We start from the raw sequence: 26,259 nt of genomic DNA on the forward strand, positions 1-26,259 counted from the left end.
AATATCGAAAGCGGCTTATTCGCCCTTGGTCATGTCTTCATAACCCTTGCGCAGGGTTTCGTCGACAATTTCGACCTTCTGGTCGGCCTTGGCCGCATCGATGATGGCAGAATACTTTTCCTGCATGACGATCTGGCGAACCTGCGGCTCCACCTGGTCGAAGGCCGGCGGCTGGGCGTCACGCTTGTCTTCCACCTTGATGACATGGTAGCCGAACTGCGACTTTACCGGCGTCTTCGTGTAGGCGCCCTTGTCGAGTGCGAAGGCGGCTTCCTCGAATTCCGGAACCATGCGGCCCTTGGTGAAGTAGCCGAGATCGCCACCGTCGGACTTGCTGGTGTCTTCCGACTTGGCCTTGGCCAGTTCGATGAAGTCCTTGCCTTCGTCGAGCTGCTTGATGATTGCCTTGGCTTCATCCTCGGTCTTCACCAGGATGTGGCGGGCGTGAATTTCCTCTTCCTTCGGCATGGCTGCGACTTCCTTGTCGTAGCGGGCCTTGACCTCTTCCGGCTTCAGCGTCTCGAACTGCTGGCGAAGATAGGCATTGTGCAGCTCGCGCTCCTGCAGGAAGGCCATCCGCTTCTTGAAGTCGTCGCTGTTCTGAAGACCGGCTTCTTCGGCCTTCTTCGAGACGAGCTTGATGTCGATGATCTGCGAGAGTGCCGCGACCTTCTTCTGGTCGTCGGGCATCTGCTGGTACTGCTGGCTCAGATTGGCAATGGCCGCATCCAGTTCCGACTGATGGATTTCCACGCCGCCAACCTTGGCGACCACGGCATCGGCCTGTGCAAAGGCGGGCGCCTGGAAAAAGACGGCCACGGCCACGGCGGCAGTCGCGAGGAATTTATGGCGAAACATAAGGAACTACCTTTCGAATTGGGCACCGGCCCCGGATGTCGAGACCGGCCGGAACACTGTCAGAAACACCGGATTGTGGCCATTCTGTAACGGCGGGAGCCGTTGACATCATTCGACCCCCCTCTTATCTGTCACGCTACTTCGCGTCCAGAAGAGTTTCCGGGCCGGCGTTTGTATTTTGCCTGTCGAATAGAGGGCGCAGATCAACCTGCCGGACGATACTTTCGAGGGATGCCACATCAGTTTGGAAAGGACCACTCGTATGGTCAGCTTCGGTGGGATAGCCCGCAAGTTTTTCGGTTCGGCCAATGACCGCCGCGTCCGTGCCTATCGTTCCCGCATCGAGGCGATCGGCGCGCTCGAAGAAAAGACGAAGGCACTCTCCGATGAGCAGCTTGCTGCAAAGACGGTAGAGTTCCGCGAGCAGCTCGCCAACGGCAAGACGCTGGACGATCTGGTGGTGCCGGCCTTTGCCGTCGTGCGCGAGGCTTCGCGCCGCGTTCTCGGCATGCGCCCCTTCGATGTGCAGCTGACCGGCGGCATGATCCTCAACGACGGCGCAATTGCCGAAATGAAGACCGGCGAAGGCAAGACGCTCGTCGGCACGCTTCCGGTCTATCTCAACGCGCTCTCCGGCAAGGGCGTCCATGTCGTGACCGTCAACGACTACTTGGCCAGCCGCGACGCCGCCATCATGAGCCGGCTGTACAGCTTCCTCGGCCTCACCACCGGCGTCATCATGCATGGCCTCGACGACGACCAGCGCCGCGCCGCCTATGCCTGCGACATCACCTATGCGACGAATAACGAGCTTGGCTTCGATTATCTGCGCGACAACATGAAATACGACCGCGGCCAGATGGTGCAGCGCGGCCATAACTACGCGATCGTCGACGAAGTGGACTCGATCCTGGTCGACGAGGCGCGCACGCCGCTCATCATCTCCGGCCCGCTGGACGACCGCTCCGAGCTCTACAACACGATCGACGCCTTCATCCCGGCGCTGACGGCCGATGATTACGAGATCGACGAAAAGCAGCGCTCGGCGAATTTTTCCGAGGCCGGCACCGAAAAGCTCGAAAACCTCTTGCGCAGCGCGGGTCTCCTGAAGGGTGAATCGCTCTACGACGTCGAGAACGTCGCGATCGTCCACCACATCAACAACGCGCTGAAGGCTCACAAGCTGTTCCAGCGCGACAAGGACTACATCGTCCGCAACGGGGAAATCGTCATCATCGACGAGTTCACCGGCCGCATGATGCCCGGCCGCCGCTATTCGGAAGGCCAGCATCAGGCTCTGGAAGCCAAAGAAAAGGTACAGATCCAGCCAGAGAACCAGACGCTCTCCTCGATCACCTTCCAGAACTATTTCCGCATGTATGAAAAGCTCGCCGGCATGACCGGTACGGCGTCCACCGAAGCGGAAGAGTTTTCCAACATCTACGGCCTCGACGTCGTGGAAGTGCCGACCAACCTGCCCATCCAGCGTATCGACGAGGATGACGAGGTCTACCGAACCGGCGAGGAAAAGTTCAAGGCGATCATCGAGGAGATCAAGGCCGCGCATGCGCGCAACCAGCCGGTTCTCGTCGGCACCACCTCCATCGAAAAATCCGAACTGCTCGCCACCATGCTGCGCAACGACGGCTTTGAGAACTTCAATGTTCTGAACGCCCGCTATCACGAGCAGGAAGCCTATATCGTCTCCCAGGCCGGCGTTCCCGGCGGTGTGACGATTGCCACCAACATGGCCGGCCGCGGCACCGACATCCAGCTCGGCGGCAATATCGACATGCGCCTGGAGCGCGAGCTGGAGGGCATGGAACCCGGTCCGGAGCGCGATGCCAAGGAAGCGGCGATCCGCGAAGAGGTCAAGCAGCTGAAGGCAAAGGCGCTCGAAGCCGGCGGTCTCTACGTGATTGCCACCGAACGCCACGAAAGCCGCCGCATCGACAACCAGCTGCGCGGCCGTTCCGGTCGTCAGGGCGACCCGGGCCGGTCGAAATTCTACCTGTCTCTGCAGGACGACCTGATGCGCATCTTCGGCTCCGACCGGATGGATTCGATGCTGCAGAAGCTCGGCCTGAAGGAAGGGGAAGCGATCGTCCACCCCTGGATCAACAAGGCGCTGGAACGGGCCCAGAAGAAGGTCGAAGCCCGCAACTTCGACACCCGCAAGAACCTTCTGAAATACGACGACGTCACCAACGACCAGCGCAAGGTGATCTTCGAGCAGCGCATCGAGCTGATGGATGCGCCGGACCTCACCGATACCGTCACCGACATGCGCCACGAAGTCATCGACATGCTGGTGACCAAGCATATCCCCGAGCGCGCCTATGCCGAACAGTGGGACGCCAATGGCCTGAAGGAAGGTGTGGAGCGCCTGCTCAATCTCGACCTGCCGATCCATGACTGGGTGCAGGAAGAAGGCATTGCCGAGGACGACATCCGCGAGCGCCTGATCGCAGCTGCCGATGCCGCCGCCAGGGACCGTGCCGAACGCTTCGGCCCCGAAGTGATGACCTATGTCGAGCGCTCCGTGCTCCTGCAGACGCTCGATCATCTCTGGCGCGAACATATCGTCAACCTCGACCATCTGCGCTCCGTCGTCGGCTTCCGCGGCTATGCACAGCGCGATCCGCTGCAGGAATACAAGGCGGAAGCCTTCGAACTCTTCCAGGCGCTGCTCGCCAACATGCGCGAGGTCGTCACGTCGCAACTGATGCGCGTCGAACTGGTGCGCGACACGCCGCCGGCGCCTGAACCGCCGCAGGTCATGGAGGCGCACCATGTGGATGCGACGACCGGCGAGGACGAGTTTGCAATGGCAGCGCTCGCCCCCTTCACGGCGCCCGAGGATCGCGATCCGAACGATCCGTCCACCTGGGGTCGCATCGGCCGCAACGAGCTTTGCCCCTGCGGCTCCGGCAAGAAGTTCAAGCACTGCCACGGCGCGCTGATCGCTTGAAACCAGCCTTCCCTTTGCAAACCATCGCGGCCGCCCTTCGGGGCGGCCTTTTTCGTGGATGAGGGGATCAAAGCCGGGGGAAGCAGGCCTGGCTGCGAGCCGGCGCAATCGTTTCTTAACGGTCGCAACCGCATGATGCCGGCCGGATCCCCGCCCGAGCAGAACGTGCCCTTCATGACGGTCATCGACACAGCGCAGAAACTGCTGCCGCTCAGCGTAAAGACGCGGCTGTCACCCGTGCTGCGTGGTCTGGAGCCGATCCTTGCCGGCAGCGATGAGACAGCACGCGCCCAACGCATGGCCCTCATTGCCTTTTTCATCCGTGTTCTCAGCGCCGCCATCGCCTTTGTCGCCCAGATCGTCATGGCGCGACTGATGGGCGAGTTCGATTACGGCATCTTTGCCTTCGTCTGGGTGCTGGTCGTGGTCTTCGGCAATCTCTCCTGCCTTGGCTTCCACACCACCGTCATCCGCTTCCTGCCGCAGCATCAGGCACGGGGTGAAGATGACCTGGTCCGCGGCCTCAACTGGTCAGCGCGGGTCTTTGCACTTCTATCGGCAAGCCTGCTGGCAGGCGTCGGTTTTACCTTCCTTGCTCTTTTCGACAATGCCGTCGCGGATTACTGGCGCATACCGGTGTTTCTCGGCCTGTTTACCCTGCCGATGATCGCCCTTGGCGACGTTCTGGAAGGCACGGCCCGCGCCAATGGCTGGGCGGTGATGGCGCTCAGCCCCACCTATATCATCCGCCCGCTGCTGATCCTTGCTCTGATGGTGCTTGCCATCCGGCTTGGCGAGCCCCGCAATGCGACAACCGCAATGATGGCGGCTCTTGCCGCAACCTACCTCACGACGCTCGTCCAGTTCATCCGCGTCACCCTTCGTCTGCGCCGCCATCTCGGCTCCGGTGCCCTGGCCTTTGACGTCCGCCCCTGGACGCGCTTTGCGCTTCCCCTTTTCCTGGTCGATGGTATCGGCTTCCTGCTCACCAATTCCGATGTGGTGGTGGTGGGGCTCTACCTGCCGCCGGACCAAGTGGCGATCTATTATGCGGCGGCCAAGACCATCGCGCTGGTGCAGTTCGTGTATTTTTCCGTCAAGGCCGCCGCCGCTCCCGGCTTTTCCGCCATCATGGCGACCGGTGACAGAGGCGAGCTTGCCACATTCGCGGGACAGGCGGCCCGGTGGAGTTTCTGGCCGGCGCTTGCCGTTGGCCTTGGCGTGGCAGCCCTTGGCCACTTGCTGCTGCAGATGTTCGGGCCGGCCTTTTCGCAGGGCTACCCGCTGATGCTGGTGCTGCTCTGCGGCATTCTGGCGAAAGCCAGTGTCGGGCCGGGCGAAGTCCTGCTCAACATGGCGGGACGGCAGTCGCTCTGCGTGATGCTTTACGGCACCGTGCTTGCCGCCTGCATCATCCTCAACGTCGCCCTCATCCCGCCTCTCGGCCTGCTGGGGGCTGCAACGGCGACCGCCTCTGCCATGCTCCTTGAGGCGATCTTGCTGCATATCGCAGTGCGCCACACGCTCGGCATCGTGATTTTCGCCTTTGCACGACCAATCAACGCGCCGCTTCAACAGGAAAGGCCGGACGATCATGGCTGAGCATCTGCCGCTGACGAAACCTCTGTTAGAGGCCGCGCCGAACACGGCAAAGTCCTTGGGACAAGGCATGCCTGCATCCTCCAAAATGGCTGCCCCGCAAAGACGGCTGGACAGTCCCGCAGCACCGATCACCATGGACACCGCGCGTGCCGGTCGCACGCTTGCAATCTATCCAGGCCATATGGGCTACGAGTTGGAGGAGGAACTCGATTTCCTGTCCAACCGGGTCATGGAGCCAAACGTCTTCTTTTCCGGCCGCCTGCTTGCCCCTGCGATGCCGCGTGTCGAAGATCGGGAGGTCCAGCTGGCGCTCATCCGCGACGAGCGGGAGCGTTCCAGCCGCATGCGCTTTCTCATGCCATTTTCCGTCGAAAAGCCCGGCTTTGCCCTTGGCGCGCCGATCCTTCGCGCCTGGGCGAACCCGTTCGGGCCGCTGGGGACGCCGCTCGTCGATGCCGAGGGCGCGGCTGAAACACTCGACAACCTTCTCGATGCCTTAGGGCGCCGGGACACCGGGCTGCCGAAGGTTCTGGTGCTGCCGGATCTGAGGCTCAACGGTCGTTTCGCCCAGCTGATCCGGGCCGTCGCCGTTGGCCGTAACCTGCCGGTCACCGTCACCGGCACCTATCAGCGCCCGATGCTGCACAGCGAACTGGATGGCGAGGCCTATCTGAAACAGGCGCTGTCGCCGCACCACCTGCGCGACATGCGGCGCCAGTGGCGCAGACTTTCGGCCACGGGAAGCCTGACGCATGAGGTTGCCCGCCAGCCGGCGGATATCCGACGCGGCACGGAAGAGTTTCTCGCCCTGGAAGCCAGCGGATGGAAGGGACGCAAGCGCTCCGCTCTGATCAATGACCGGTACCACGCAGCCTTTGCGCGTGAAGCCATCGGCAACCTTGCCGAAGTGGATGCCGTGCGCATCCATACGCTGAACCTTAATGGCCGCGCCATCGCCTCGCTCGTCGTCTTCCTGATGGCCGGCGACGCCTATACCTGGAAGACGGCGTATGATGAGGCCTATGCGGGCTTTTCTCCGGGCAAACTCCTGATGATGAAGCTCACGGAATGGCATCTGGACGATGCCAACATCACCCGCTCCGACAGTTGTGCGGCATCCGACCATCCGATCATGAGCCGCTTCTGGCGCGAGCGCGAAGCCATGGGCACACTGGTGATCGGCCTGCAGGAGAGCCTCGACCGCGACACCCGCCAGGTGGCAACACAGCTGCACCTTTACCGCAACACCCGCTCCGTGGCCCGCCTGCTGCGCGAAAAGATCCTCGGATTGCGGATCCGTGACGAATGATCCTGTGGCGTTGGCGGCGCAGCCTCAGCACTTTAACGGTTTTTGCAGGTCATTCTGATATCGAAATGCCATCGCCTGAACCGCGCGCACGCGAGCCGGCATCTCCCGCCATCGGCATGGTGTGCGAAGGCAAGCCGGCAGCATAAATTCTGCCGGAAATTTATAAGACGACAGCTTGAGGATACACCATGAGGGACCTGATCAGCTTCAAGAACACCCACGATCAGCAGATCTATATCAACCCGCAGCACGTGGTCTATGTCGCCCGGTTCGAGGATCAGGTCACGGTCGTTGCCCTTGCCATTCCCCATAACGGCAGCCACTTCCAGTTCTACGTCCGCGGCACGGCCGAACAGGTACGCCAGAAACTTCTGGGCGCGCAGAGCTGAAGGAATGAAGAAGGAGCGCATTTGGACGCTCCTGCCATGATCCGCAGGTTCATGGACCCGGGACCAGGACGCACCGACATAACTGACCGGTAGACGATGCGCGTTTGCTCTGCCACAAGCGCACCCAGATGATACATCCACCCTCCGGAGGACGATCTTGTCGGGAGCACGCATCGCAGCGCTGGACGGGTTACGCGGAATGGCGGCACTGACCGTGCTGCTTTCTCACCTGTCAAACTTGACGCAACTCGTTCAACCTCTTGGCAACGGTGCCGGGCAACTTGGCGTGATGCTCTTTTTTGCTCTCTCCGGCTTCCTCATGGCGCACAACCACGCGGGCGAGCCTTTGGATTGGCAGCATGCGGGCAGATATGCAACTCGGCGCGCCGCAAGAATATTACCATTGTATGTCTTGGTGATCGTTGTCGCGTTCGTTTTCGGTCTCGTGACAGAAAATCAGCTCTACGGGTATAACGTCACGACCGGCAACCTTTTGTCGCATCTCATGTTCATAAGGGGAGATGGCATCATCTGGACGGTGCCTGTTGAGATCCAGTTCTATGTGCTGTTCCTCATCATATGGGCTCTGTCTCATATGCCGATCGCGATATATACCCTGACAATTGCTGCGGTCATACTGAGCCTGTCGGTCTCGGCGGATGCCCTGCCAACGCTTGTCAGATGTCTTCCTTATTTCCTGTTCGGCGTGACCATCCGGCTGATCAACCCTCCTTCAGAGAAATTTTCCGGCCCGCTCTTTATGGGAGCACTCGCCCTCTACTGGCTTTCACTGCCCCAGATGCGACCGCTGTTTGGCCTTGAGCCGCCAGCCCTTTTGGATACCTGGCGTGATCCTATGTGCATGATCGTGGTCTGTACCCTCGTATGGTGCGCTCAAAGTTCTTCGGCTGCAGAGCGCCTGTTCGGAAACTCCGTCACGCGCTGGTTGGGAGATATCTCCTTCTCCCTTTATCTGCTTCATTCGCCGCTCATCGGCTTCCTGGCATGGGCAGGCACACCATCATGGGCAGTCTGGCTCCTTGGAATTTCAGGTGCCGTATGGATCGCTGCGATGTCACACGTGTTCATCGAGCGGCCCGGTGGCCGCCTGATCAGGACAGTCCTCTTGCCCCAGAAGAAAGATCATCCCGAGCAAAGGCGACAAGGACGAGATTGAATCTTCCGGGGACCAAAGCCAACGCCCCGCGTTAGTAGAACCCGCCGCACGGAGGGAACGTCACGTCGAAATGCATAAGAAAGCTGCGGGGCAGACAGCATCCGCCCCGCAGCCGTTGATCAGAACTCTTCCCAGCTCTCGGCCGTCGCGGCAGATCCGCCACCCAGGCTGCGGGAGATCTTGTTGACCAGCTTGCGCGCAGGCGAGGCGACCGGAGCCTGACGGACAGATGGCGAAACGGCAGCCACGCGCCCGCTGGAAGCCCCTCCTTCGAGCTGGAAGCGCCCGACGAACTGGCGCAGCTTGTCGGCTTCACTGGCAAGCTTCGTTGTGGCAGCGGTTGCCTCTTCCACCATGGCGGCGTTCTGCTGCGTCGTCTGGTCCATCTGGTTGACGGCCGTGTTGACTTCGGCAAGACCAACCGACTGTTCCTTCGCAGAGGTCGCAATCGCATCCAACTGCGTGTTGATCGACACCACGTGCTCCTCGATCACCTTCAGCGCTTCGCCGGTCGCCGTAACCAGCTTGACGCCGCTTTCCACTTCACCGGCCGAGGTGCGAATGAGATCCTTGATCTCCTTGGCCGCCTGGGCGGAGCGCTGCGCCAGTTCGCGCACTTCCTGGGCAACGACGGCAAAGCCCTTGCCGGCTTCCCCGGCGCGCGCCGCTTCCACGCCGGCATTCAAGGCGAGAAGGTTGGTCTGGAAGGCGATTTCATCGATGACGCCGATGATCGAGGAGATCTGGTTCGAAGACTGCTCGATGCGCTGCATCGCATTGACGGCGGTGGCCACAACCTCGCCGGACTGGCGAGCCGACTTGTTGGCGTCCATGGCGACAGCGCGGGCCTCTTCGGTGCGTTTGGCCGAATTCGTCACGTTTGCGGTGATTTGATCAAGAGCTGCTGCCGTTTCCTCGAGCGAAGCTGCCTGCTGCTCCGTGCGCCGCGACAGGTCATTGGCACTGCCGCTCAGTTCACGTGAGCCCGCGTCGATTGCGCCGGTCGAGATCGAAACCTCGTGGAGCGTCTCGCGCAATTGCGCGACAGCCGTGTTGAAGTCGTGGCGCAGACCCTCGAAATCGGTGGCAAACGGCCGTGACAAGGTGAAGGTGAGGTTGCCGTTGGAGAGGTTCTTCAAGCCTTCGGCCAGACCGGCTGTTGCTTCGGCCATGGCAGCGGCCCGGGCCTGCTCGGCTTCCGCGACACGCGCGCGTTCCACTTCGGACGATGTTCTCGACTCGGCCGCCTGGCGATCACTTTCCAGCTTGCTGATGGCGGTCTGGCGGAATGTTTCGACGGCTGCGGCCATATCGCCCAGCTCGTCCTTGCGCCCGCGGCCGGGCACCTCCACGTTGTTCTGGCCGTTCACAAGCACCAGCATGCAGGCATTCAGATTGCGCAGCGGCTTGACGAGGGAGCGGTTAAGAACGAGCAGGCCGGCGACCGACAGAAGCAGCATGACAATACCGCCGATCAAGGCAGACGCTTGAGCCATCTCGGCAGCATCATCGGCTGCGGCCTTGCGGATTCCCAGCAGAGACAGTTCCGCGTCGGCCAGTTCCTTCACCTTGGCCCGGATGCCATCCATCGACGTCTTGCCGGCACCCGAAATTTCGACCTGGCGGGCCTTGTCCCAGGTGGACGGGTCCTTCATCCATTCCATTTCCGGCTTCACGACCTTGGCAGCCCAGGTTTCGGCAAGGGAAGCCACCTCCTTGAGGCGAGCCTGCTGGGCAGGATTGTCCGCCGTCAGTTGCTGGGCCTCGGCGAGGTTCTGCTTGAAGGCTTTTTCGCCGGCGATCTGCGGCTCGAGGAATTTCGGATCCCCTCCAATCAGGTAGCCTCTCATCCCGGTTTCCTGGTCCACCATGGCAGACATCATGTTGGAGACCTTGGACAGGACGACATGCGTATGGTCCGTCATATCGGCATTCTGCGCCTGAACGGAGCTGGAGCGGTAGCTGACGAATGCAACCACCAGGCTCACCGCAATCAGGCTGATGATGGCGGTCGAAATCTTAGTTATGATTTTCATATTGTCGAAGATCATCATTTGATATTCCATATGAGTGTCTGTGGCGTGGCGCGGAAAGCGCCGGGTCCTTATCCGCACGCATTCTAAAATATCATATGTTACTACCGGTTAAGGCCGTGCTTACTTTCACGGTTTCGAACTAGCAGATCTCATCGTGCATAAATCATGGTGTCCTGTCGCAGGAGTTGCCTGACGCGCCCTTCAACCCGGAATATGCACGCAATAGATGAACTTCGTCGCTGTCGTGACGAGGCAGAGCTCACGGCGGGAAAACGAGACGCGACCGACCGGCTGCGTGCAAGGAACGGCCGGTGATTCTGGTTCGCGAGCACACGCCATAGGCAGCGCGAGCGCATAGTTCTAGTCAGCCTGGATTGGGAGAAAAGCCAACAGTGGTGCCCCGTGCCGCCGTAGAATACGACTGTGATTTCAGGTGCTTGAGCATCCCTCACCGCCATACCGTGGCAGTTGGATTATTTCAACGATCTGCACAACCTACCGCACCTGAGATTATTATCGATCGCGATTCAGGACTAGTTAATGGTTCTCGGTCAAACCAGCCGCAAGACCGAAAGCCCTATCTCGGCCATAAGCCTGCGCCTTCGATAAAACTGCGACCGACAATACGCCTCACTGCATCGGCTTGAATGTCGCGAATGGGGCCGGATGCGGACTGGCCGATTTCGCCGGAAGCGGCGACATAGCCACCTTTAATCTACCGACCTCATTGCAGCCTGTAAGGAAGTGGTTAATCTCACTCTGATTATGGATGCTGAGTGTCGGACTCGCTCGATCTCTGCGCAGCCGGAGTAGAAACAGTGTGCAGCTCAGAAAGTGGCCCGCGATCAGGTTTGAGGTCGGGTGATCGTTTATCGGCTCGTTGCACAATCCAGCGAACATTACGACAACCCAAGATCATCGCTGATTCGCCGTACCATACCGGTGCAGTTCGGATCACTTGGTCGAGAGTTTTCGACCTCAGTTCCAGTGCCTGTTTCGTGATGATTTCGCATTCCCGTACCACCATCGGCCGCCAGCCAAGCTTGTCGATTTCATCAATCACCCTCTTGTCCCTAGCTTTGTTTCGTTCAAACTTTGCGAGCCAGAACTCCGAATTTGTTTTCGGTATGTTAGCGACGGCGCCTCCATGGCCATGCCAGAAACATCCGTGTACGAAAAGTGCAACCTTGCGCCGAGAGAATACGATGTTCGGCCTTCCGGTCAGACCAGTGCCGTCAAGATGGCATCTCAGGCCCCGAGCATGCAGAGAATGTCGAAGAATAACTTCAGGTTTCGTATCCTTCGAACGAATCCTTGACATTCTTTGGGACCTCTCGGCGGCATTCAAGAAATCTACCCTAAGCACCCTGTCAAAAGTCTGGAAATAGATGCTGACTTCGACGAATAGGATTACGACAAAACTTTGTCGAGAAGTGTTCCACACTCTCGCGCGTCCGTGATTCTCTTGTATAAGGATCGAATGTTGATCAAAGAAACCTTCAGAATCAGCTCGCACCTCAAGGACATCATTGGGCGTGACCTCGTGACGAACGAGTTCATTGCGATCTTCGAGCTTGTAAAGAACTCTTTCGATGCCGGAGCAACGCGGGTCGATATCGAATTCGATCCTTCCGAACGCACAATTGCGATTGTTGATGACGGCAAAGGGATGACGCAGAACGACATCAAGACGAAGTGGCTGTTCGTCGCGTATTCTGAAAAGGCACAGTCGGAGCCAGACTCCTATCGCGACAAGATCAGGTCAGCTGGCCAGTATGCCGGCAGCAAGGGTATCGGCCGCTTCGCCTGCGACACTCTCGGAGAGAAGCTGTCGCTCTACTCTCGAGTGCGGGGGGAAGCGAGAGTCGAAATGCTTTCGATCGATTGGACGCGATTCGAGCAGAGCAGCCGAAAGGAATTCAAGGACGTAACCGTGGAGATCGACCGGATTGCGGCATTCCCCGAAATCGTGAACGCCTCCACACCAAGTGAGCACGGTACGGTCCTACTGATAAGGGATACGCGTCACGAATGGGATATTGAACGTATCAAGAGGCTCAGGAAAGACCTGGCAAAGCTCATAGATCCGTTCGGCACCACCACCAACGTCGCCGTCTCGACGTGGCTAGTGGATGGAACCGACATCCGGATCAAGGACGTCGACGGGCCTGTCGGAAATCAGATAGCCGATCTCCTCCGGGAAAAGACTAGCAGGATCGAGGTCACGATCGCGGACGGACAGATAAGTACGATTCTTTTCGACCGCGGGAGAAAAATCTATGAGATCAGGGAACGTTCGCCGTACGAAGAGCTGGAGGATTGCGAGGTCGAGGGACAGATCTTCTTCCTCAACCGCTCTGCAAAAAAGACATTCACGGGACGGATGGGGGTTCGCCCGGTAGAGTTCGGCAGCGTTTTCCTGTTCCTCAACCGCTTCCGGATCTCCCCTATCGGGGACGAGTTCGACGATACGCTTGGACTGAACCGGCGGAAACAGCAAGGTACGTCCCGCTACCTCGGAACCCGCGACATCATCGGTCGCGTTGACGTTACGGCCAGGCCCAAGGTATTCCGCGAGGTATCGAGCCGTGACGCCGGCTTGGTTGAGGACGCCCGAAGTCGAGCTCTATACGAGGCGATCCTGAAACACATGATCTTGCGCCTCGAGCGCTATGTCGTCGGGGTGAACTGGAAGGACTCCTTCGATCAGAACCGCGATACTCCTGAAGGGCTCGAGAACGACACGTCGCGCGATCGGATCCTCTCGATCATCGGGGGACTAGCTCGCTCCAAGGATGTGGAAGTCATATACTATGACAAGGAGATCGTCCGGATATCGGATGATCCTGACCAGATAACGGACAGCGCACTGAAGGCAATGTCTGACTTGGCGGAGCGTCGGGGCGACACGTCGCTCCTGAGGCAGATCGAGGACGCGCGGCGACGCATCGAAGAACTGAAATCGTCGCGTCTGGAAGCACGCCAGCAGGCCGAACGGGCTGTCGAAGAGCGGAACCGCGCCGACGCGATGATCGCGAGGCTTGAACAGCAGGCGCGGTTTCTCGGCAGCAGCCGAGACGTAGATGTGGAGCGGGTACAGCTGTTGATGCACCAAGCTATCATCCACCTCGGCCATATTCGGTCGGCAATTACGAACGCTGCCCATGAAGTCAGAAACGTGCTTTCCATCGCATCGACCACAGGAGAGGTCGACAGCGAGGAAGTCGCGGACCTGCTTGCGACCGTTAGGCAGTCGGCACGAAGAGCATCGGCTTCTATTGCAGGCGCCCACCTGTCTAGCGACAGGCTTGGCGCAGTGCTCTCCTTTGCCCCCAACATCCGTGTCGATCTTCAGACCGACAAGATGAGCGGCGACCTCCTTCGGTTCCTTGACGAGTACCTCAATGTACGTGTCGCAGGGATCCCCGGAATGCCGAAAGCGGCCCTCGATGCTTCGGACCTGACGCTCGAGCGAGAGTTTTCTCCCGTAGATATAGCCGTGCTGATCGACAACCTGATGGATAACGCCAGAAAAGCCAAGGCTACCAAAGTTAACTTCAAGGCTTCGGCAAAAGGTTCGAAAGCGATTGCGATCATCGTCAGTGACGACGGGCTTGGGATCGATACCCAGCGGGTAGATGTAACCAAGCTGTTTGAGCGAGGTTATTCTGGCTCGACGACGGGAACCGGACTGGGTCTGTACAGCGTGCGCCATATCCTTGCGGAAATGAATGGAAGCGTCGCGCTGGTAGGAGATGGAACCCGAGCAGACTTCGAAATTGTGATCCCAGCGGAGGATGCATGAACCTCGATCTTGGCATCCTCTGGATCGAGGATTCGTTCAGCCCGGAAGAAGAATCTAGCCTTAGGCGTCGCATCTACGAGGCAGGTTTCGTCGCGCGGATCCACGTCATCCCTAATAGCAGCGACATCGATGAACTGGCACGACTCCACAACCTGTACCATCGCTTCGACCTAATTCTTCTCGATTATCGCCTCAAAAACGAGAACGGGGACGAGCTCGCTCCGACTGTTAGAGCACTGTTTCCCTCGGTCACCATACTCTTCTATTCTGGCAGCGTAGAGGAGGCTGAACTGCGGAAGTTGATCGCAGCGAAAGAGGTTGAAGGCGTTTACTGCAGTCACCGAAATCGTTTCATCGAACGGACCGGCACGCTAATCGATCAAACTGCGCGAGCCCTTGACCGGTTGTCCGGCATGCGGGGACTTGCAATGAAGGTCGTTGCGGAATGCGACGACCTGATGAAAAACGCAGTCTTAAGGATGACGCTACGCGAGCCGAAATGCGCGGCCAAGGTGGCAGAGATGGACGACGACGTCTTCACATTCTTGAGCGAGATGAAAGGGAAGTATGAGGCCGCCGTACCATCAGGCATGCAGGAACGCTTCGATACCCGCGCAATTGACAGCACAAAGCTCTTCAAGCACTTCCGTCGCCTGACCCAGATAGTCACCTCGAACCCGGCATCGTTCGGGCTGGAAGAGGATCAGGTGGACCGACTTCGCGAACTCAGGAACATGAATGCCAAATACGACAAGATGGTCTTGAAGAAGCGGAATATCCTTGGGCACGTCACCGAGGTCCAAGGCAAAGATGGATGGGTTCTACAAGGTAGCGACGAGATCAGCGTCGGCGATTTCGCGGAAATCAGGCGAGGATTTGCGACGCACATCGACGCTATCCGGGAAATGAGCGATCTGGTTCTGCTGCTGGACCGCAAGTAGGCCGATCAACGTCTCTCCCAGTGCCTCAGCGAGCAGCGGCGGCACTGCGTTTCCCACCTGAGTATAGCGGGGGCACGCATCCTTCCGGCGAGATCCGCCCGTCGTATACGGCCCACGGAACGAGAACCAGTCCGGAAACGACTGCAGCCGTGCGTGTTCACGAACGGTCATGGAGCGAGGCTCCGAATAATGTATCAGATCGTCGGGCAAGGTGCTGATCGTCGGAGCGATGTCGTTCGGATCCAGTGCAGTGGTGCTCCGTTTCTTGATACCAAGGCGCGCCCGATCCTGCGGTCGCAGGCATACGCCGCGCTCGCAGTTGTCGAGGATCTCCTGCATACGCCGAACGGTTGCTGCCCCGTGGCGCGGCAAACGCAGATCTTCCGGCTGACCTCGGCTGCCTAGCCGCATGAGCGACTGGTACGGTGTCTTCGCCTTCGCCGCTCTGCTCAGGGCAAAAAAGCCCTTGCTTCCCCATTCCTTGTCTGCTCGTAGGTCTGAGAGACCCTCAAGATCCGACAATGCCGCTTTGCTGTCGGTGGTTCCTGGCCCGAGACCGCGTTCGTGGAGGAACGCCCGGCGGGCAACCTTCAGCCTCTGGATTGGGTCAATGCCAGGAAGCGTACCCTTCAAGGCTGCAATGAGAACAAAACGCGGCCGACGCTGAGGCACCCCCCAGTCAGAAGACCTGACGACGTCGGTCCAGCAGTCGTATCCTAGACGAACCAACTCACGGACTGCGTAGTCGCGGTAGGTGCCACCAGCGCGGTGCTTCATCGACTGAAACCCGACTACGTTTTCAAGCAAAACCAAACGCGGCCGCAGAAGGTGTACGTAATCCAAGTAGACGTCTACCATCTGGCTCCGTGGATCGTCAGGACGCCGGAGGCCGTTCATGCTGAAGCCCTGGCATGGAGGACCTCCTGCGACGAGATCCACAGATCCTTTGAGTTCGGCAAGTTTGTCGCGATGGCAACGGAGTAGCTCCTCGGCCTTCCAAGGCTGCTTTTCAAGCCACGAAGGCCACAGATGCCTGTCGCCTTTACGATCGAGGAGGTTGAGTTTATACGTCGAGAAGGGATCCGCATGAGCTTCCACGCCTAACAGCGTAGAAAACCCTGCAGCTCCGAGGCCGAGCGACAGCCCGCCGCATCCGGCGAAAAGATCAACGCAGGTTGGACTCATTCTTCCAGCATCTCATACTAGCACTAGAGTGTCCAGGACAAAGCTCGCCTGAACCTGTACGAAGCCAGTGACTTAAGTAGCAGGTCAATGGTTTCTCACTGGTTAATATGAGATCCCGTAGGCGGCTGTTGTTCAAGGTTGCCATGGATGACTTATGACATGGCAACCGTAACCGATTCTGGCGCGCAGGAGATATTACACTATGCCGGTGGCTTCCGCATTCGGCTGCAGGCAATGATGAACGCTACGACTGACATGAAAGCGCGAAGCCGCCATTCAGTCGCAACGCCATAGGCGACGCATCCCAATCAGCCACTACCGCGCCGCCTTGGTCATCACCCACTCATTCGTCCCGACATTCCCGCAATTGCGACACCTCAGCTTCAACCGGATCTCCTCAAGCTGCTTCGTGGAGCCAAACCGGCGTTCCAGCGCCCGGCGGTCAACACCGCCGCTCCTCCCGCACCTGCTGCAGACCGCCCGCAACACATACCATTCCGGCACAGTCTCAAAGGTCGCCGGCCTGTCAAAGACAATACGGCTGTAATCGTCAGGCCGAAGATTGATCCCGCGCCGGTGCTTCATGTTCTTCTTTTGTTCTAATATCGATGAATCGTCAATCGGCGCACATCAAATCAGCGGCAGGTTTGCAATCGACGGGTGCCTGCCGTCCATAATGATCACCTCCCCCACCTCTTTGCCGGCGCCACCACGGATCGTGTAGGTGAGCGCCGCTTGCGCCATCGGATAGCGGCCAAAGATCTCCCGAACCTCCGGCGTGTCGTTCAAGGAAATCATGAAGCGGCCTTTGACCGAGGCTAGGCGCTCGGCCATCTCGGCAAAGTCATCCCGGCTGAAGACGTTCTTCCCATAGTCGTTCTCGCAGCCGTAATAGGGCGGATCGAGATAGAACATGGTGCCGGGGCGATCATAGCGGTCGATGAACTTGCGCCAGTCCAGGCATTCGATGACGACGCCGGAAAGCCGTTCGTGAACTTCCTCGAGGATCGGTGCCAGGCGCGTGAGGTTGAAGCGGGCGCCGCCCGTGGTATCGACGCCAAAGGTGCGGCCGGTGATCTTTCCGCCGAAGGCAAGCTTCTGCAGATAGAGAAACCGCGAAGCCCGTTCCAGATCGGTGAGCGTGCTCGGATCAAGCGACGCCAGGCGCTCGAACTCCCGGCGTGATGTGATTTGGAATTTGAGCACATCCATGAGCTGGGGATAGTGCCGCTGCAGGATGCGAAACAGCGTGGTGACATCACCGGACACGTCGTTGATGACTTCGGCACGCGGCACAAGCCGACGACGGAAGAACACGCCGCCCATGCCGGTGAAGGGTTCAGCATAGAGATCGTGGGGGATTTGTTCGAGCATCGAGGCGATCCGCGCCGCGAGTTGCTTCTTGCCACCGAGATAGGCAGCAGGAGGAGAGACGGGACGAACCTCGGAAAAGTGAAAGCTATCTTGCATTGTGTACGACCATATTTTCTGACAAACCGCCCCGGCCTGCGCAGGCAGCGGGTGCGGCAATGATCGTTCGCGATTGTCGAGCGGGGTACGACGCCAATCAGAACCCGCTGTTGCAGCCATGACGGCTGCGACCACCCGTGCCCGGGCGGCAGACCTTAGCCGGAAAGGAAAACCCCTTCCGGCCACCGATGTGTCAAAGTGATAGGATCGTTGACCCGACAAGAAGACATCGATAGGTTGTTAACCTCCAACGAGGTCGGATCATGCAGAGTTTATCCAACCTACTTACTGCCTTGGCCTCCTTGGCGTGGCCGGCAGTAGCATTCTACGCCTTCTATGTGCTCCAAGACGACATCAAAAAGCTCATTGGTCGATTGCGCAAGGGCAAACTTTTGGGCCAGGAAATAGAACTGGCCGAGGAGATTGCACAGCTTGAGAGTACAGTCGAGACGGTGGTTGAGACAGTACCAAATGCAGCGCAACAAGAGACAAATAGTAAGTCGTCATCTTATCGAGAGCGGATATTTGCGGAGGCCAAGCACTCACCACTTGGAGCATTCCTTCGAGCATCAAGCGATCTTGAGCTGATGGTCAATCAGGTTATGGCAAGAACCGGGTGGCATGAAGGGAGGCGAAAGTTTTCCGTTCGCGAAGGGTTCTCCCGAATGCCGCAAGATTGGACTAGCCGCGATCTCCTCAAGACAGTCGAGCAGTTCTCCCACCTTCGGAACAGAATTATTCACGAAAGCAGGCTAGTTTCGGAAGAAGACGTAAGACGGGCGATAGATATCGCACTTTCTCTAATTGAGGCATTGAGCAGCTACCCCATAGAGGAAAACAGGGTGAATGACCTTGTTGAGGTTTATGCAGACGCGGAAGGCAAAGTGCCATTGCAGGACGGGATCAGGGGGGTGCGGCTAGAGACCCGCAGTGAAGGTCGCCCTCTGGAACATAGAATCTTCCCTACCACCCTAAACTGGTACGAACGAGGCCAGCTTGTCTCATGGGAATGGAACATGGGCTTGATGGTGCCTAAAGCGTTCTACCGCGATCCCTCGGACGGCAAGCTTAAACAGGCTTGGGTTTCATCTTGCGAGTTTGTTGGACGCCCGCTTCAAGATCTCAACTAATTGGCACGCTTCTAGTATTCCAGCACACGTCGGGCTGTTAGTGGTAAGGCGATCCCTGCACCTCTTGATGATGATCTGCCTTTAGAATACTGGGTCAGTACCGTTGATTTATGGAAGCAAAGCCATAGACGCTGCCTCACCCGCAGCCAATATAAGCTCAGCCAATGAGGCAGCAGCACCAACACCCTTAGCAATCAATTGAGTTGCCATCATCTCCATACATTTTGTTGATGGCGCGTGTGCGCCAGTTTTACGCATCATCGCGCCGTTGCGCCCTCCGTAGCTCCCGCTCCAGCCGCATTTCTTCACGAACCCGCCCGAGTTCAATACCAACGATTTCATGAGCCCGCGCCAGGCGCTCACCGATCTCGGCCACGCGGTGCATTTCGGCGGTGTGATCCTCAAGGACGGCGGTTGCCCGGTTAAGTGCGGTCGGATCAACAATCACGGCCGCTACTTGGGCGGCGGCTGGCGAGGTTGCTGGCGAGGCCCGCGAACCGGCCAGAAGGCCAAGGTGGCGAACAGCGAAGATAATGGCGATCGTTGCGCCGAATGTCATGAGAGCAAGTGGCGGCAGATTAGCCAGTTGTTCCATTGCGAATTTCCCCTTGATCGCGGGCTGCGCGATGAATGTTGATCAGCTCGCCAAGGGCAAACAGCGGGTAGACGGCAAGCCAGGTGCTGGCGACATCGGAAGAGGCAAAGCCATAGGAAATGCCCGACCAGATGACGCAACCGATGGCGGCCGAGAGTTGCCGGATCTGCGGTGTCACCCGTTCGCGCGCACCATTGATGACAAGGCCAATGATGCGCAGGCAACCGATGAGCAGCATCGACCAGCCGAGGCAGTCTTCAGACGGCACAAGATCCCGGAAGGACCAGAACTGCGGCTGGTTGAATGTCTCGGCCGGCAGCAGCAGCACCCAGCCGAACATGATCATGTGGCCGGCCATCATCCATTCCATCATGCGCGGCCCAAAGCGGTGGCGAATACGTATCCAGATGCCGGGGCCGAGATAGCCTTGGCTCATGGCCTCCCCTCCCCATGGGCAGCACATTCTGGCTTTGACCAGACGTCAGCGGCACAGAGACCAACGACGGTGCGGTCGATCTTGCGTTGATCGGCAGGCGTTGCCCCACGCGCGCCGATGAGATCAGTTCCGACCACACGCCTGAGCCCCGCGACACTTGCCGGCGCCGTAGTCCCACAGGCCGACAGGGCAAGCGTCGAAACGAGCGCGAGCATCATCGGCATTGTTACCTGCTGCATTGTCCTGCCTTTCGATGGAGATGCGCGCGTCATTACCGGCCTGTTTCCAGAACCAGATCCCGAAGGCGCCAACTATTGAGAGAGCCGCAAACACGGCAATGATTTTGACGGTCGCCCGCATGTCACACCTCGACTGTTTTGCCGCGCCATGTGTTGAAGCGGCGGGCGATCACATCGCGGTTGCGATAGGCCACATAGGCAAGGGCGATGACGACCGAACCAGCTGCAATCCATCCCCACGGCAGACCTGCCGCCCATGCCGCAGCTGCCGTCCCTGCCCCGCTGCTGCCGGCTTTCGTCAGCGCCTCGCGGGCGGCCGAACCATCGCGCCGCAGCTGCGCCAACGTGGCCGGCCCGATGATGCCATCGGCCACCAGGTGCGGATGAGCTTGCTGATAGGCGATGACCGCAGCCTTGGTCTTCTCGCCCATCCAGCCGTCGATCGCGCCGGGATTGAGGCCGGCGGCCGTCAGCAGCTCCTGCGCCTCACGCACGACAGGATCTTGCCCGGCCGGCTTCGCGTCGCTTGCCGTGCGTGGCGCACCTTCCGGCAACACGGCCGAGACGCCGGTATAGATGCCGGTGGAAAACAGCAGCGCCTCCTCCTTGCGCCGTCGCACCAGGCCGGCAAGCTTTTGGCCGCCTGCCGTGTTGTAATGGCTGGCGAGGTAGTCGCTCGCTGCCTTCAGCTTGCCGGCTCGCCAGAGATCTGCCCACTTCCACTTCATGGCGCCGACGCCGAGATTGAAGCACGCAGAAGCGGCCGCATCGAGCTGGTACTGCGTGCGATCGCTCGGGCTGTTTGCGGCCACGGCCGGTACGAACTCCGAGGCCATGACAGCATCGAGAATGGCGTCAGACTGCGCGGCGGTGATCCTGGTCTTGCCGGGGATGAGCTTGGTGATGCCGATCCTCGCCAGTTCACGCCGGCAGCTTTTGCTGCCCATCGTAAAGCCGGTGCCAATGGTCGGGATTTTGCGGGCATCGAGATAGCAGGTTAGCGGGTTGCCTTCGTGCAGGCGCACGAAAGCCCTCCCCGGTGCGGAGATTGCGGTAACGGGCACAGATGCCTCCTTGAGATTTAGATTGGGGATTGTGCGCGGTATGCGCGGGGTGTCGGTGTTAACGCGCGTTCACCGGCCACCGGATCGGCGCGAGTTCGGAAACGATCTGCTCGACGGTAGGCTGGGGACGCTGCCCGGCCTCGACCCTTGCCAGTTCGTCATAGGCAAAGGCCCAGACGCTATCGCGCCACGCGATGAAGGCTTGCGCCTCGGCGGCCCAGCGCGGGTTGGTGGAGTTGGCATAAGAGGCAAGGCTGTTGCCGCTGTCATAGAGGCGGGCTTGCGCCGTGCGATCGACGGCGGCCTGAATGGCGGCCCGGTAATCATCAAGGCTCGGTGGCGCAACGTAGTCTGGCATGACGTCATGAGCGCAGGGTTGTTCATCCGGCCCATAGGGCACGATGACCTGCACATGCACGTCACCATCCTGTCTGAAGACGGGTGCAGCGATGAGATCGCTGTCGATCTGTGCCTGCGTGCGAACTGCGGAAAGATCAAAGGCGTGGCCGTTGATCGTCAGCGTTTCGCCGTGCGTGCTGCACTCGATGGTCAAGGCATCGTCACGGCGCTGCGGTGTTTGATAAAGACGAATGCCCATCAGAACCACCTCCCAATGGCGATATAGCCGGGATAGCCAGTTTCGGTTTGCCCAAGCGAGACCATCTGCAAAGCGGTGGCTTGGGTTGTCGTGTTTTGATTGGCGAGAAAAGGCCACACCGCGCCCGTTGTGGTAGACGTTCGAGCGACGACCGGAACGACAAAAGGCGGGGCCGCAAACACCGATGGAAACACCATCGATACCGGGCTCGCGAGGATATAGAACGCCCCGTAGGCGGCAGTCGGTGTCGACAAGGTGGGGCTTTTGGCCCAGCAGATCATCGTGCCGTCGGCATAGCGTACAAAATCCCCATTCGCATTGCCTCCCTTCTCGATAATGGCCCCTGTTGGAACGCCAGCAGCTTGCGCAACCGATCCGAGGATATTGTCTTTGGCATAGGCTCCCGCCGCTTTGACCACGGCAAGCACATCTGCGGCCGACAGGCCCTTCAGCGCCTTGCCGCCATTGCCGTCAAAGCCTGCGACCTGGCTGCTTGTAACGCCACCGGCAGGGCCGACCACATCCCCGGCTCCCGTGCCGTCTTTGCCCTTGGGCAATGACAGATCAAGCCGGACAGTATCGGCATCCACCTGCACGACGTTGACGGATGCCGGCTGCCCGGCAGCCAAGGTCGTCACGGCACCAAAGGTCAGTTCCGTCAGGGGGCCAGGCACGCCTTGTGCCCCGGAGACATAGAACGGCGCGCTCCAGTCGGCCGCTGTCGCTGATCTCTTGGTGTAGAAGGCCGAGCGGTTGTTGCCGGCATTGGCGACCAGCACCCGGAACCCTTTGGCCTCGCCATTATAGGCGGCGCGATCGGCAAGGGCTGCCACTTCCGCATCGAACTTCACCGCCTGGACGAGATCATCCTTGGCGATCGTGCCAAAGACGCCGGGACCGAGGGCAATCGGGATCTGCTCATCATCGAGCTGCAGCTCTGCAAGGCTTGTGAGGTTGCCGCTGGAAAGGCTGGCAAACAGCCGGCGCATGGCATCAATGGCAATGATCTGCGGACTGGTCAGCTCGACCTTGTAGGACGCCTGCTGTTGCGATGGCCCAGGCCAGGCGTCTGCAAGAGTGATTTGCGTATTGCTATCGACGCTTTCGATGAGGATGGGGCGACCGACATGAAGGCCGAACTTGTCGCCGGCCTTGATCGGGGACAGGCCACCATCTTCTGTCAGCCATCCGGTGCCAAAGCCGGTCACGATACGCTCGCCCTGCACGACCGAGGCCGTGCCGGTGCTGTAATAGACAGAGCCTGCCATCACGCTTTCCCCTCATCCGAGCCGGCACCTTCGGTGCGCAGCAGCTTCAAATCAGCCTGAAGGCCGGTGATGGTTTCCGAGAGTTTCCTGTTTTCCTCGGACGCCACGCGAAGCGATTGCGCGAGAAAGAGATTGCGCTGCTTGAAGAACTCTTCGCGCGCGGCGGCCTCCTGTAGGGCGACCAGTGGCTCGACCTGCATGCTGTTGCCTGTTGTCATGGGATTACCTTTTGTAGGCTGAAGCGCAGATGGCCCGCCCCGAGATGCGCAGTGCACCTGATGTGTTGACGTTGAGGGAGAAGGTTGTTGCTGCCCGCCCGGCTGGCGGATCAAAGCGGTAAAACCGGGTAACTGCCCCGGCCAGTCGAGTGGTGCTGTCCGTGCCATCGACGGTGAACTGTTCCAGCACTACGCCATCTGTTTCGTTTCTGACGACGCAAGACGTGTAGTTATTGCCGCCAGCAAAAAACGTGATGTCCACCCGCACGCGAGGCGACCCCACCCCGTGATTAAGGGTGACGGTCGTTTCGCCAAACTCGACAGCCGTGACAGCACCGGCGGCAATGTTCGACGTGCCCACCACCAGATCGCCGATATAGGCATTCGAGATATCGACATTGCCGAGATTGGCCGACAGCGCAGACAGGCTGTTGACCTTGACCTGGTCGAGATAAAGCACGCCCTCTTGAAACACGAAGGGCCGTGCCACGGTGGCGTCGTCATCGCTCACCATAACCACCTGCCCTGCCCGCATGATGATGCGCGAGGGCAAAGCGGGATTGGCCGGCACATCCATCAGGAAGGATGCCGCTCGGTATCGCCCATCGTTGACGGCTGCTTGAATGCCGTAGCGCGCCGCATAGCCTGATGGTGCTGCAACCGCTGACCAGGCGACGTTGACACTGGCGTTGTTGCCGCCAAGCGCCGCGCTCAGGTTCTGAACCCGGCCGCTCAGCGCCGCATTGGCATTGGCAACAATCTCGATATCGTCACTCAGCTGCGCAGTGGCCGCCCCAAAGCTCACCTCAAGCGTTTCGAGCCGGGTGGCCACCGCCTGTGTTGCCGTCAGACCGACCTCGATCTTCTCGCGATATTCCGCCCGCGCCGAACCGAGAGACACCGACAGCTCACGGCGGATCTCTTGGGACTGCGTAAACGCCTGCGTGGTCAATTCCATCTGGCCGGCAATCAGGCCGTTGATGGCGTCCTTTGCGGTTCTCACGCCATCGCGCAGCCAGCCGAGCGCATCGTCAATGCCGGTTAGATCGATATCGACATACACATCCTTGTCGGTGAGCAGGACATTCGGCGTGATGACCGGAATGAAGCCCGACCACAGCACCGGCCTGTCCCCTCGCGGGATATAGCGGGCACGCACCACATAGGCTTCCAGCGGCAACAGCCCTTGCGAGATCAGCAGCGACCCCGCCTGTGGCTGGTCGGTGCGGCCTTCGTGGATACGGTCAAGGCTTGCCTGCAGGCGTACCTCGTATTCGATGCCGATCACGTCATCGAGGCGGCCATCGGAATTATCCCAGGTGAGGCGAATGGCCGGCCGGCGATCGCGCCCGACACTGTCCTTCACCGTCGCCGGCTCCGCATACCAATCGACCAGGGCCTGTGGTGCCGGGCGAATGATGCCGACCGCACCATCGACCGGCGGCTTGAACTCCTCAGATGACGTCCAGCCATGGTCGGCGGGATCGACTTCGGTGATATCGATCATCACATCGAGGTTGCCGCGATCGACAGCGCCATCGATCCGCATCAGCTTGTTCACATAGCCGTTGCGCTCCGACGTCCAGGAGAGCACCGCGCACGGCGTGGCATAGGCCCAGAACTTTGGCGGCAGCACGATCGTGTGCCGGCGAAACCGCCGTGCCTCCTCCAGCGCCGACTTCATCAGGCGCTGCACCTGTTCGGCATAAGGCACAAAGGTCAGCTCGACATCGGCCATCAGACGGCGGTTGCCGTCATTGGCTTCAAGATCCGGCCGGTAGAGCGGCGGTGCAGTTTTGACGACCCAGCCATCGGCCGGCGACGGATAGGTGGCCGAAACACCGTTGATGGTATCGGCCAAGCCGAGGAACGGCGTGAACTCCTGTTCTTCGGTCGAGAGGATATCGTCGTCGGTAAAGGCGATCACCGGGGCATCCGGTGCACCGCAATGCAGCGTGTAGACCCCGCCGACTTCCGAGATCTTGCCGTGGCAGGCGGTGAGCAGTGCTTCGAGCGCTGCGGTGAGCGGCGCCTGCACCTGCACTTCGCCACCGCTTCGGAAAGTGGCGACGATGCCGCCCGCCTCCTGAATGCCGGCTCGGTTCTTCTCAATCTGGGCAATCCAGTTTGCGACCGGCAGTCGCGCGGCTGGCATGTTCTGCAGGCCGTAGAACCATTGGCCGTTGAAGGTGAGCCCACGCAGCAGATTGTAGATCTGCACAGCCGGCAGGAAGTCGCCATCACCGCCCCAGGTGGTGGGATCGGCATACCGTTGCGGACCGTTGCCGCCGACCGTGCTGTCGCGCGATGGATCGTAAAGCCGCAGACCATCGATGACGAACTTGAAGGACGGCACACCGCTGAACATGTTCTGCGACACACGCGCCGTGACAATGGCATAGGCGACGCCTCGCCCGATGCGATCCGGGTTCCACCAGCGGTTATTGTTCGAGGCCGAGTTGAACAGAAAGCCATCGGCCGTGGTCTGTGTGCCGTCGTAGAATTTGACCCAGAGGCAATCGGGATATTCGTTGATGGCATAGCCGCGCTCGGACAGCGCCCCAAGCGTCACCTTCTCGCCGTTTACGAAGATATCCGCCAGGCCCCGCACCGGCAGATCGGACACAGGGATGACCTGCGTGAGGAAGGCATTCGGCGTATCGCCATCTCGGCCCCAGGTGTTGACCCAGGTAAGCGAACCCGCCGTCATGGCACGGCCGAGGAGGAAGGACCGCGACAGGTCGCCACCGCCCTGCAGCGTGCCATTGATCGAGAACGTCGGTTCTTGCGGCTTGCCGGCGAGCGACTGCGCCAGCAGGCTGGTGCCAAGACCCACGGCTGCCTTGAGGACAAGGGAGCCGATCGCACCAAGGCCGCCGAGAAAGGTCGAGACAGCCGAGATCGCACCGCTGATCAGGGCAGCAGCGCCGGAGAAAATAGCCATTGATGTTCCTGAAGGATTTAAGCG

At 59.6% G+C, this 26,259-nt stretch carries 22 protein-coding genes; 9 read left to right on the forward strand and 13 right to left on the reverse strand.

Features of this window, described 5'->3' with window-relative positions; translation table 11 throughout:
- Positions 1 to 15: 15 nt before the first annotated feature.
- Entirely contained in the window at positions 16 to 858 is an 843-nt protein-coding gene (locus J2858_RS15285; RefSeq protein WP_210105694.1) for a peptidylprolyl isomerase, read from the reverse strand.
- A 262-nt stretch (positions 859 to 1,120) separates the two neighbouring features.
- Between J2858_RS15285 and secA the strand changes: the two genes are divergently transcribed.
- The 5 genes from secA to J2858_RS15310 all read left to right on the forward strand — a co-directional run bounded on the left by secA (position 1,121) and on the right by J2858_RS15310 (position 8,306).
- A complete protein-coding gene (gene secA, locus J2858_RS15290; protein ID WP_210105695.1) occupies positions 1,121 to 3,829 on the forward strand; it encodes a preprotein translocase subunit SecA in 2,709 nt (902 codons plus the stop codon).
- A 174-nt stretch (positions 3,830 to 4,003) separates the two neighbouring features.
- Positions 4,004 to 5,431 carry a lipopolysaccharide biosynthesis protein gene (locus J2858_RS15295; RefSeq protein ID WP_210105696.1) on the forward strand — a complete coding sequence of 476 codons (1,428 nt, stop codon included), beginning with the start codon at positions 4,004 to 4,006 and terminating at the stop codon, positions 5,429 to 5,431.
- 67 nt (positions 5,432 to 5,498) lie between these two features.
- Positions 5,499 to 6,740, forward strand: coding sequence for a GNAT family N-acetyltransferase (locus J2858_RS15300; RefSeq protein WP_210105697.1), 1,242 nt, complete (start codon positions 5,499 to 5,501; stop codon positions 6,738 to 6,740).
- A gap of 188 nt (positions 6,741 to 6,928) precedes the next feature.
- On the forward strand, positions 6,929 to 7,129 hold the full coding sequence (locus J2858_RS15305) for a hypothetical protein (protein WP_210105698.1): 201 nt from the start codon (positions 6,929 to 6,931) through the stop codon (positions 7,127 to 7,129).
- A 157-nt stretch (positions 7,130 to 7,286) separates the two neighbouring features.
- Positions 7,287 to 8,306, forward strand: coding sequence for an acyltransferase family protein (locus J2858_RS15310; protein WP_281067740.1), 1,020 nt, complete (start codon positions 7,287 to 7,289; stop codon positions 8,304 to 8,306).
- 119 nt (positions 8,307 to 8,425) lie between these two features.
- Here J2858_RS15310 and J2858_RS15315 read toward each other — a convergent pair whose 3' ends face one another.
- Both J2858_RS15315 and J2858_RS15320 read right to left on the reverse strand, forming a co-directional pair.
- A complete protein-coding gene (locus J2858_RS15315) occupies positions 8,426 to 10,342 on the reverse strand; it encodes a methyl-accepting chemotaxis protein (RefSeq protein WP_245366271.1) in 1,917 nt (638 codons plus the stop codon).
- Between the two features lie 763 nt (positions 10,343 to 11,105).
- Entirely contained in the window at positions 11,106 to 11,858 is a 753-nt protein-coding gene (locus tag J2858_RS15320) for a very short patch repair endonuclease (protein WP_348635497.1), read from the reverse strand.
- On the opposite strand from J2858_RS15320, the gene J2858_RS15325 reads away from it, so the two are divergent.
- Both J2858_RS15325 and J2858_RS15330 read left to right on the forward strand, forming a co-directional pair.
- Positions 11,823 to 14,147, forward strand: a complete 2,325-nt coding sequence (locus J2858_RS15325) for a sensor histidine kinase (protein ID WP_245366282.1) — start codon at positions 11,823 to 11,825, stop codon at positions 14,145 to 14,147. The two genes, J2858_RS15320 and J2858_RS15325, sit on opposite strands and share 36 nt — an antisense overlap.
- Positions 14,144 to 15,088 carry a response regulator gene (locus J2858_RS15330; RefSeq protein ID WP_210105702.1) on the forward strand — a complete coding sequence of 315 codons (945 nt, stop codon included), beginning with the start codon at positions 14,144 to 14,146 and terminating at the stop codon, positions 15,086 to 15,088. Before J2858_RS15325 ends, J2858_RS15330 begins: the two co-directional genes overlap by 4 nt.
- Here the strand turns inward: J2858_RS15330 and J2858_RS15335 are convergent.
- On the reverse strand, positions 14,969 to 16,273 hold the full coding sequence (locus tag J2858_RS15335) for a DNA cytosine methyltransferase (RefSeq protein ID WP_210105703.1): 1,305 nt from the start codon (positions 16,271 to 16,273) through the stop codon (positions 14,969 to 14,971). The genes J2858_RS15330 and J2858_RS15335 overlap by 120 nt on opposite strands.
- 630 nt (positions 16,274 to 16,903) lie before the next feature.
- Positions 16,904 to 17,743 (reverse strand): DNA adenine methylase, encoded by an 840-nt coding sequence (locus J2858_RS15340; protein ID WP_210106034.1) that lies wholly within the window; start codon positions 17,741 to 17,743, stop codon positions 16,904 to 16,906.
- Between the two features lie 263 nt (positions 17,744 to 18,006).
- On the opposite strand from J2858_RS15340, the gene J2858_RS15345 reads away from it, so the two are divergent.
- Positions 18,007 to 18,873, forward strand: coding sequence for a hypothetical protein (locus J2858_RS15345; RefSeq protein WP_210105704.1), 867 nt, complete (start codon positions 18,007 to 18,009; stop codon positions 18,871 to 18,873).
- Positions 18,874 to 19,123: 250 nt separating this feature from the next.
- Here the strand turns inward: J2858_RS15345 and J2858_RS15350 are convergent, their stop codons facing one another.
- From J2858_RS15350 to J2858_RS24125, 3 genes are read right to left on the reverse strand one after another with little or no spacing between them, the layout of a single operon-like run.
- The gene (locus tag J2858_RS15350; protein WP_210105705.1) at positions 19,124 to 19,468 is read right to left on the reverse strand and encodes a hypothetical protein; all 345 of its coding nucleotides are present in this window, start codon (positions 19,466 to 19,468) and stop codon (positions 19,124 to 19,126) included.
- Positions 19,452 to 19,904 carry a hypothetical protein gene (locus J2858_RS15355; protein ID WP_210105706.1) on the reverse strand — a complete coding sequence of 151 codons (453 nt, stop codon included), beginning with the start codon at positions 19,902 to 19,904 and terminating at the stop codon, positions 19,452 to 19,454. The genes J2858_RS15350 and J2858_RS15355 overlap by 17 nt, the downstream gene beginning before the upstream one ends.
- Positions 19,901 to 20,119: a hypothetical protein gene (locus tag J2858_RS24125; RefSeq protein ID WP_245366413.1), complete on the reverse strand. Its 219-nt coding sequence runs from the start codon at positions 20,117 to 20,119 to the stop codon at positions 19,901 to 19,903. Before J2858_RS24125 ends, J2858_RS15355 begins: the two co-directional genes overlap by 4 nt.
- Between J2858_RS24125 and J2858_RS15360 the strand changes: the two genes are divergently transcribed.
- On the forward strand, positions 20,022 to 20,222 hold the full coding sequence (locus J2858_RS15360; protein WP_210105707.1) for a hypothetical protein: 201 nt from the start codon (positions 20,022 to 20,024) through the stop codon (positions 20,220 to 20,222). The two genes, J2858_RS24125 and J2858_RS15360, sit on opposite strands and share 98 nt — an antisense overlap.
- Positions 20,223 to 20,265: 43 nt before the next feature.
- Here the strand turns inward: J2858_RS15360 and J2858_RS15365 are convergent, their stop codons facing one another.
- From J2858_RS15365 to J2858_RS15385, 5 genes are read right to left on the reverse strand one after another with little or no spacing between them, the layout of a single operon-like run.
- Positions 20,266 to 21,207: a glycoside hydrolase family protein gene (locus J2858_RS15365; protein WP_348635498.1), complete on the reverse strand. Its 942-nt coding sequence runs from the start codon at positions 21,205 to 21,207 to the stop codon at positions 20,266 to 20,268.
- A gap of 58 nt (positions 21,208 to 21,265) precedes the next feature.
- Positions 21,266 to 21,805, reverse strand: coding sequence for a hypothetical protein (locus J2858_RS15370; RefSeq protein WP_210105708.1), 540 nt, complete (start codon positions 21,803 to 21,805; stop codon positions 21,266 to 21,268).
- Positions 21,805 to 23,073, reverse strand: coding sequence for a hypothetical protein (locus J2858_RS15375; protein ID WP_210105709.1), 1,269 nt, complete (start codon positions 23,071 to 23,073; stop codon positions 21,805 to 21,807). Before J2858_RS15375 ends, J2858_RS15370 begins: the two co-directional genes overlap by 1 nt.
- Positions 23,073 to 23,291 (reverse strand): hypothetical protein, encoded by a 219-nt coding sequence (locus J2858_RS15380; protein ID WP_210105710.1) that lies wholly within the window; start codon positions 23,289 to 23,291, stop codon positions 23,073 to 23,075. The genes J2858_RS15375 and J2858_RS15380 overlap by 1 nt, the downstream gene beginning before the upstream one ends.
- 4 nt (positions 23,292 to 23,295) lie before the next feature.
- Positions 23,296 to 26,235 (reverse strand): phage tail protein, encoded by a 2,940-nt coding sequence (locus J2858_RS15385; protein ID WP_210105711.1) that lies wholly within the window; start codon positions 26,233 to 26,235, stop codon positions 23,296 to 23,298.
- Positions 26,236 to 26,259 lie beyond the last annotated feature (24 nt).

Origin of the sequence: Neorhizobium galegae (genome assembly GCF_017877135.1) — a bacterium.
Taxonomy (GTDB): Bacteria; Pseudomonadota; Alphaproteobacteria; order Rhizobiales; family Rhizobiaceae; genus Neorhizobium; species Neorhizobium galegae_A.

Bases quoted from the DNA above. Each gene is read 5' to 3' on its own strand.
- J2858_RS15385 (WP_210105711.1), bottom strand. From the start codon at position 26,235: ATGGCTATTTTCTCCGGCGCTGCTGCCCTGATCAGCGGTGCGATCTCG.
- J2858_RS15375 (WP_210105709.1), bottom strand. From the start codon at position 23,073: ATGGCAGGCTCTGTCTATTACAGCACCGGCACGGCCTCGGTCGTGCAG.
- J2858_RS15345 (WP_210105704.1), top strand. From the start codon at position 18,007: ATGCAGAGTTTATCCAACCTACTTACTGCCTTGGCCTCCTTGGCGTGG.
- J2858_RS15330 (WP_210105702.1), top strand. From the start codon at position 14,144: ATGAACCTCGATCTTGGCATCCTCTGGATCGAGGATTCGTTCAGCCCG.
- J2858_RS15370 (WP_210105708.1), bottom strand. From the start codon at position 21,805: ATGGGCATTCGTCTTTATCAAACACCGCAGCGCCGTGACGATGCCTTG.
- J2858_RS15285 (WP_210105694.1), bottom strand. From the start codon at position 858: ATGTTTCGCCATAAATTCCTCGCGACTGCCGCCGTGGCCGTGGCCGTC.
- J2858_RS15325 (WP_245366282.1), top strand. From the start codon at position 11,823: ATGTTGATCAAAGAAACCTTCAGAATCAGCTCGCACCTCAAGGACATC.
- J2858_RS15355 (WP_210105706.1), bottom strand. From the start codon at position 19,904: ATGAGCCAAGGCTATCTCGGCCCCGGCATCTGGATACGTATTCGCCAC.
- J2858_RS15295 (WP_210105696.1), top strand. From the start codon at position 4,004: ATGACGGTCATCGACACAGCGCAGAAACTGCTGCCGCTCAGCGTAAAG.
- J2858_RS15340 (WP_210106034.1), bottom strand. From the start codon at position 17,743: ATGCAAGATAGCTTTCACTTTTCCGAGGTTCGTCCCGTCTCTCCTCCT.
- J2858_RS15360 (WP_210105707.1), top strand. From the start codon at position 20,022: ATGAGATCAGTTCCGACCACACGCCTGAGCCCCGCGACACTTGCCGGC.
- J2858_RS15335 (WP_210105703.1), bottom strand. From the start codon at position 16,273: ATGAGTCCAACCTGCGTTGATCTTTTCGCCGGATGCGGCGGGCTGTCG.
- J2858_RS15300 (WP_210105697.1), top strand. From the start codon at position 5,499: ATGCCTGCATCCTCCAAAATGGCTGCCCCGCAAAGACGGCTGGACAGT.
- secA (WP_210105695.1), top strand. From the start codon at position 1,121: ATGGTCAGCTTCGGTGGGATAGCCCGCAAGTTTTTCGGTTCGGCCAAT.
- J2858_RS15305 (WP_210105698.1), top strand. From the start codon at position 6,929: ATGAGGGACCTGATCAGCTTCAAGAACACCCACGATCAGCAGATCTAT.
- J2858_RS15315 (WP_245366271.1), bottom strand. From the start codon at position 10,342: ATGAAAATCATAACTAAGATTTCGACCGCCATCATCAGCCTGATTGCG.
- J2858_RS15350 (WP_210105705.1), bottom strand. From the start codon at position 19,468: ATGGAACAACTGGCTAATCTGCCGCCACTTGCTCTCATGACATTCGGC.
- J2858_RS15380 (WP_210105710.1), bottom strand. From the start codon at position 23,291: ATGACAACAGGCAACAGCATGCAGGTCGAGCCACTGGTCGCCCTACAG.
- J2858_RS24125 (WP_245366413.1), bottom strand. From the start codon at position 20,119: ATGCTCGCGCTCGTTTCGACGCTTGCCCTGTCGGCCTGTGGGACTACG.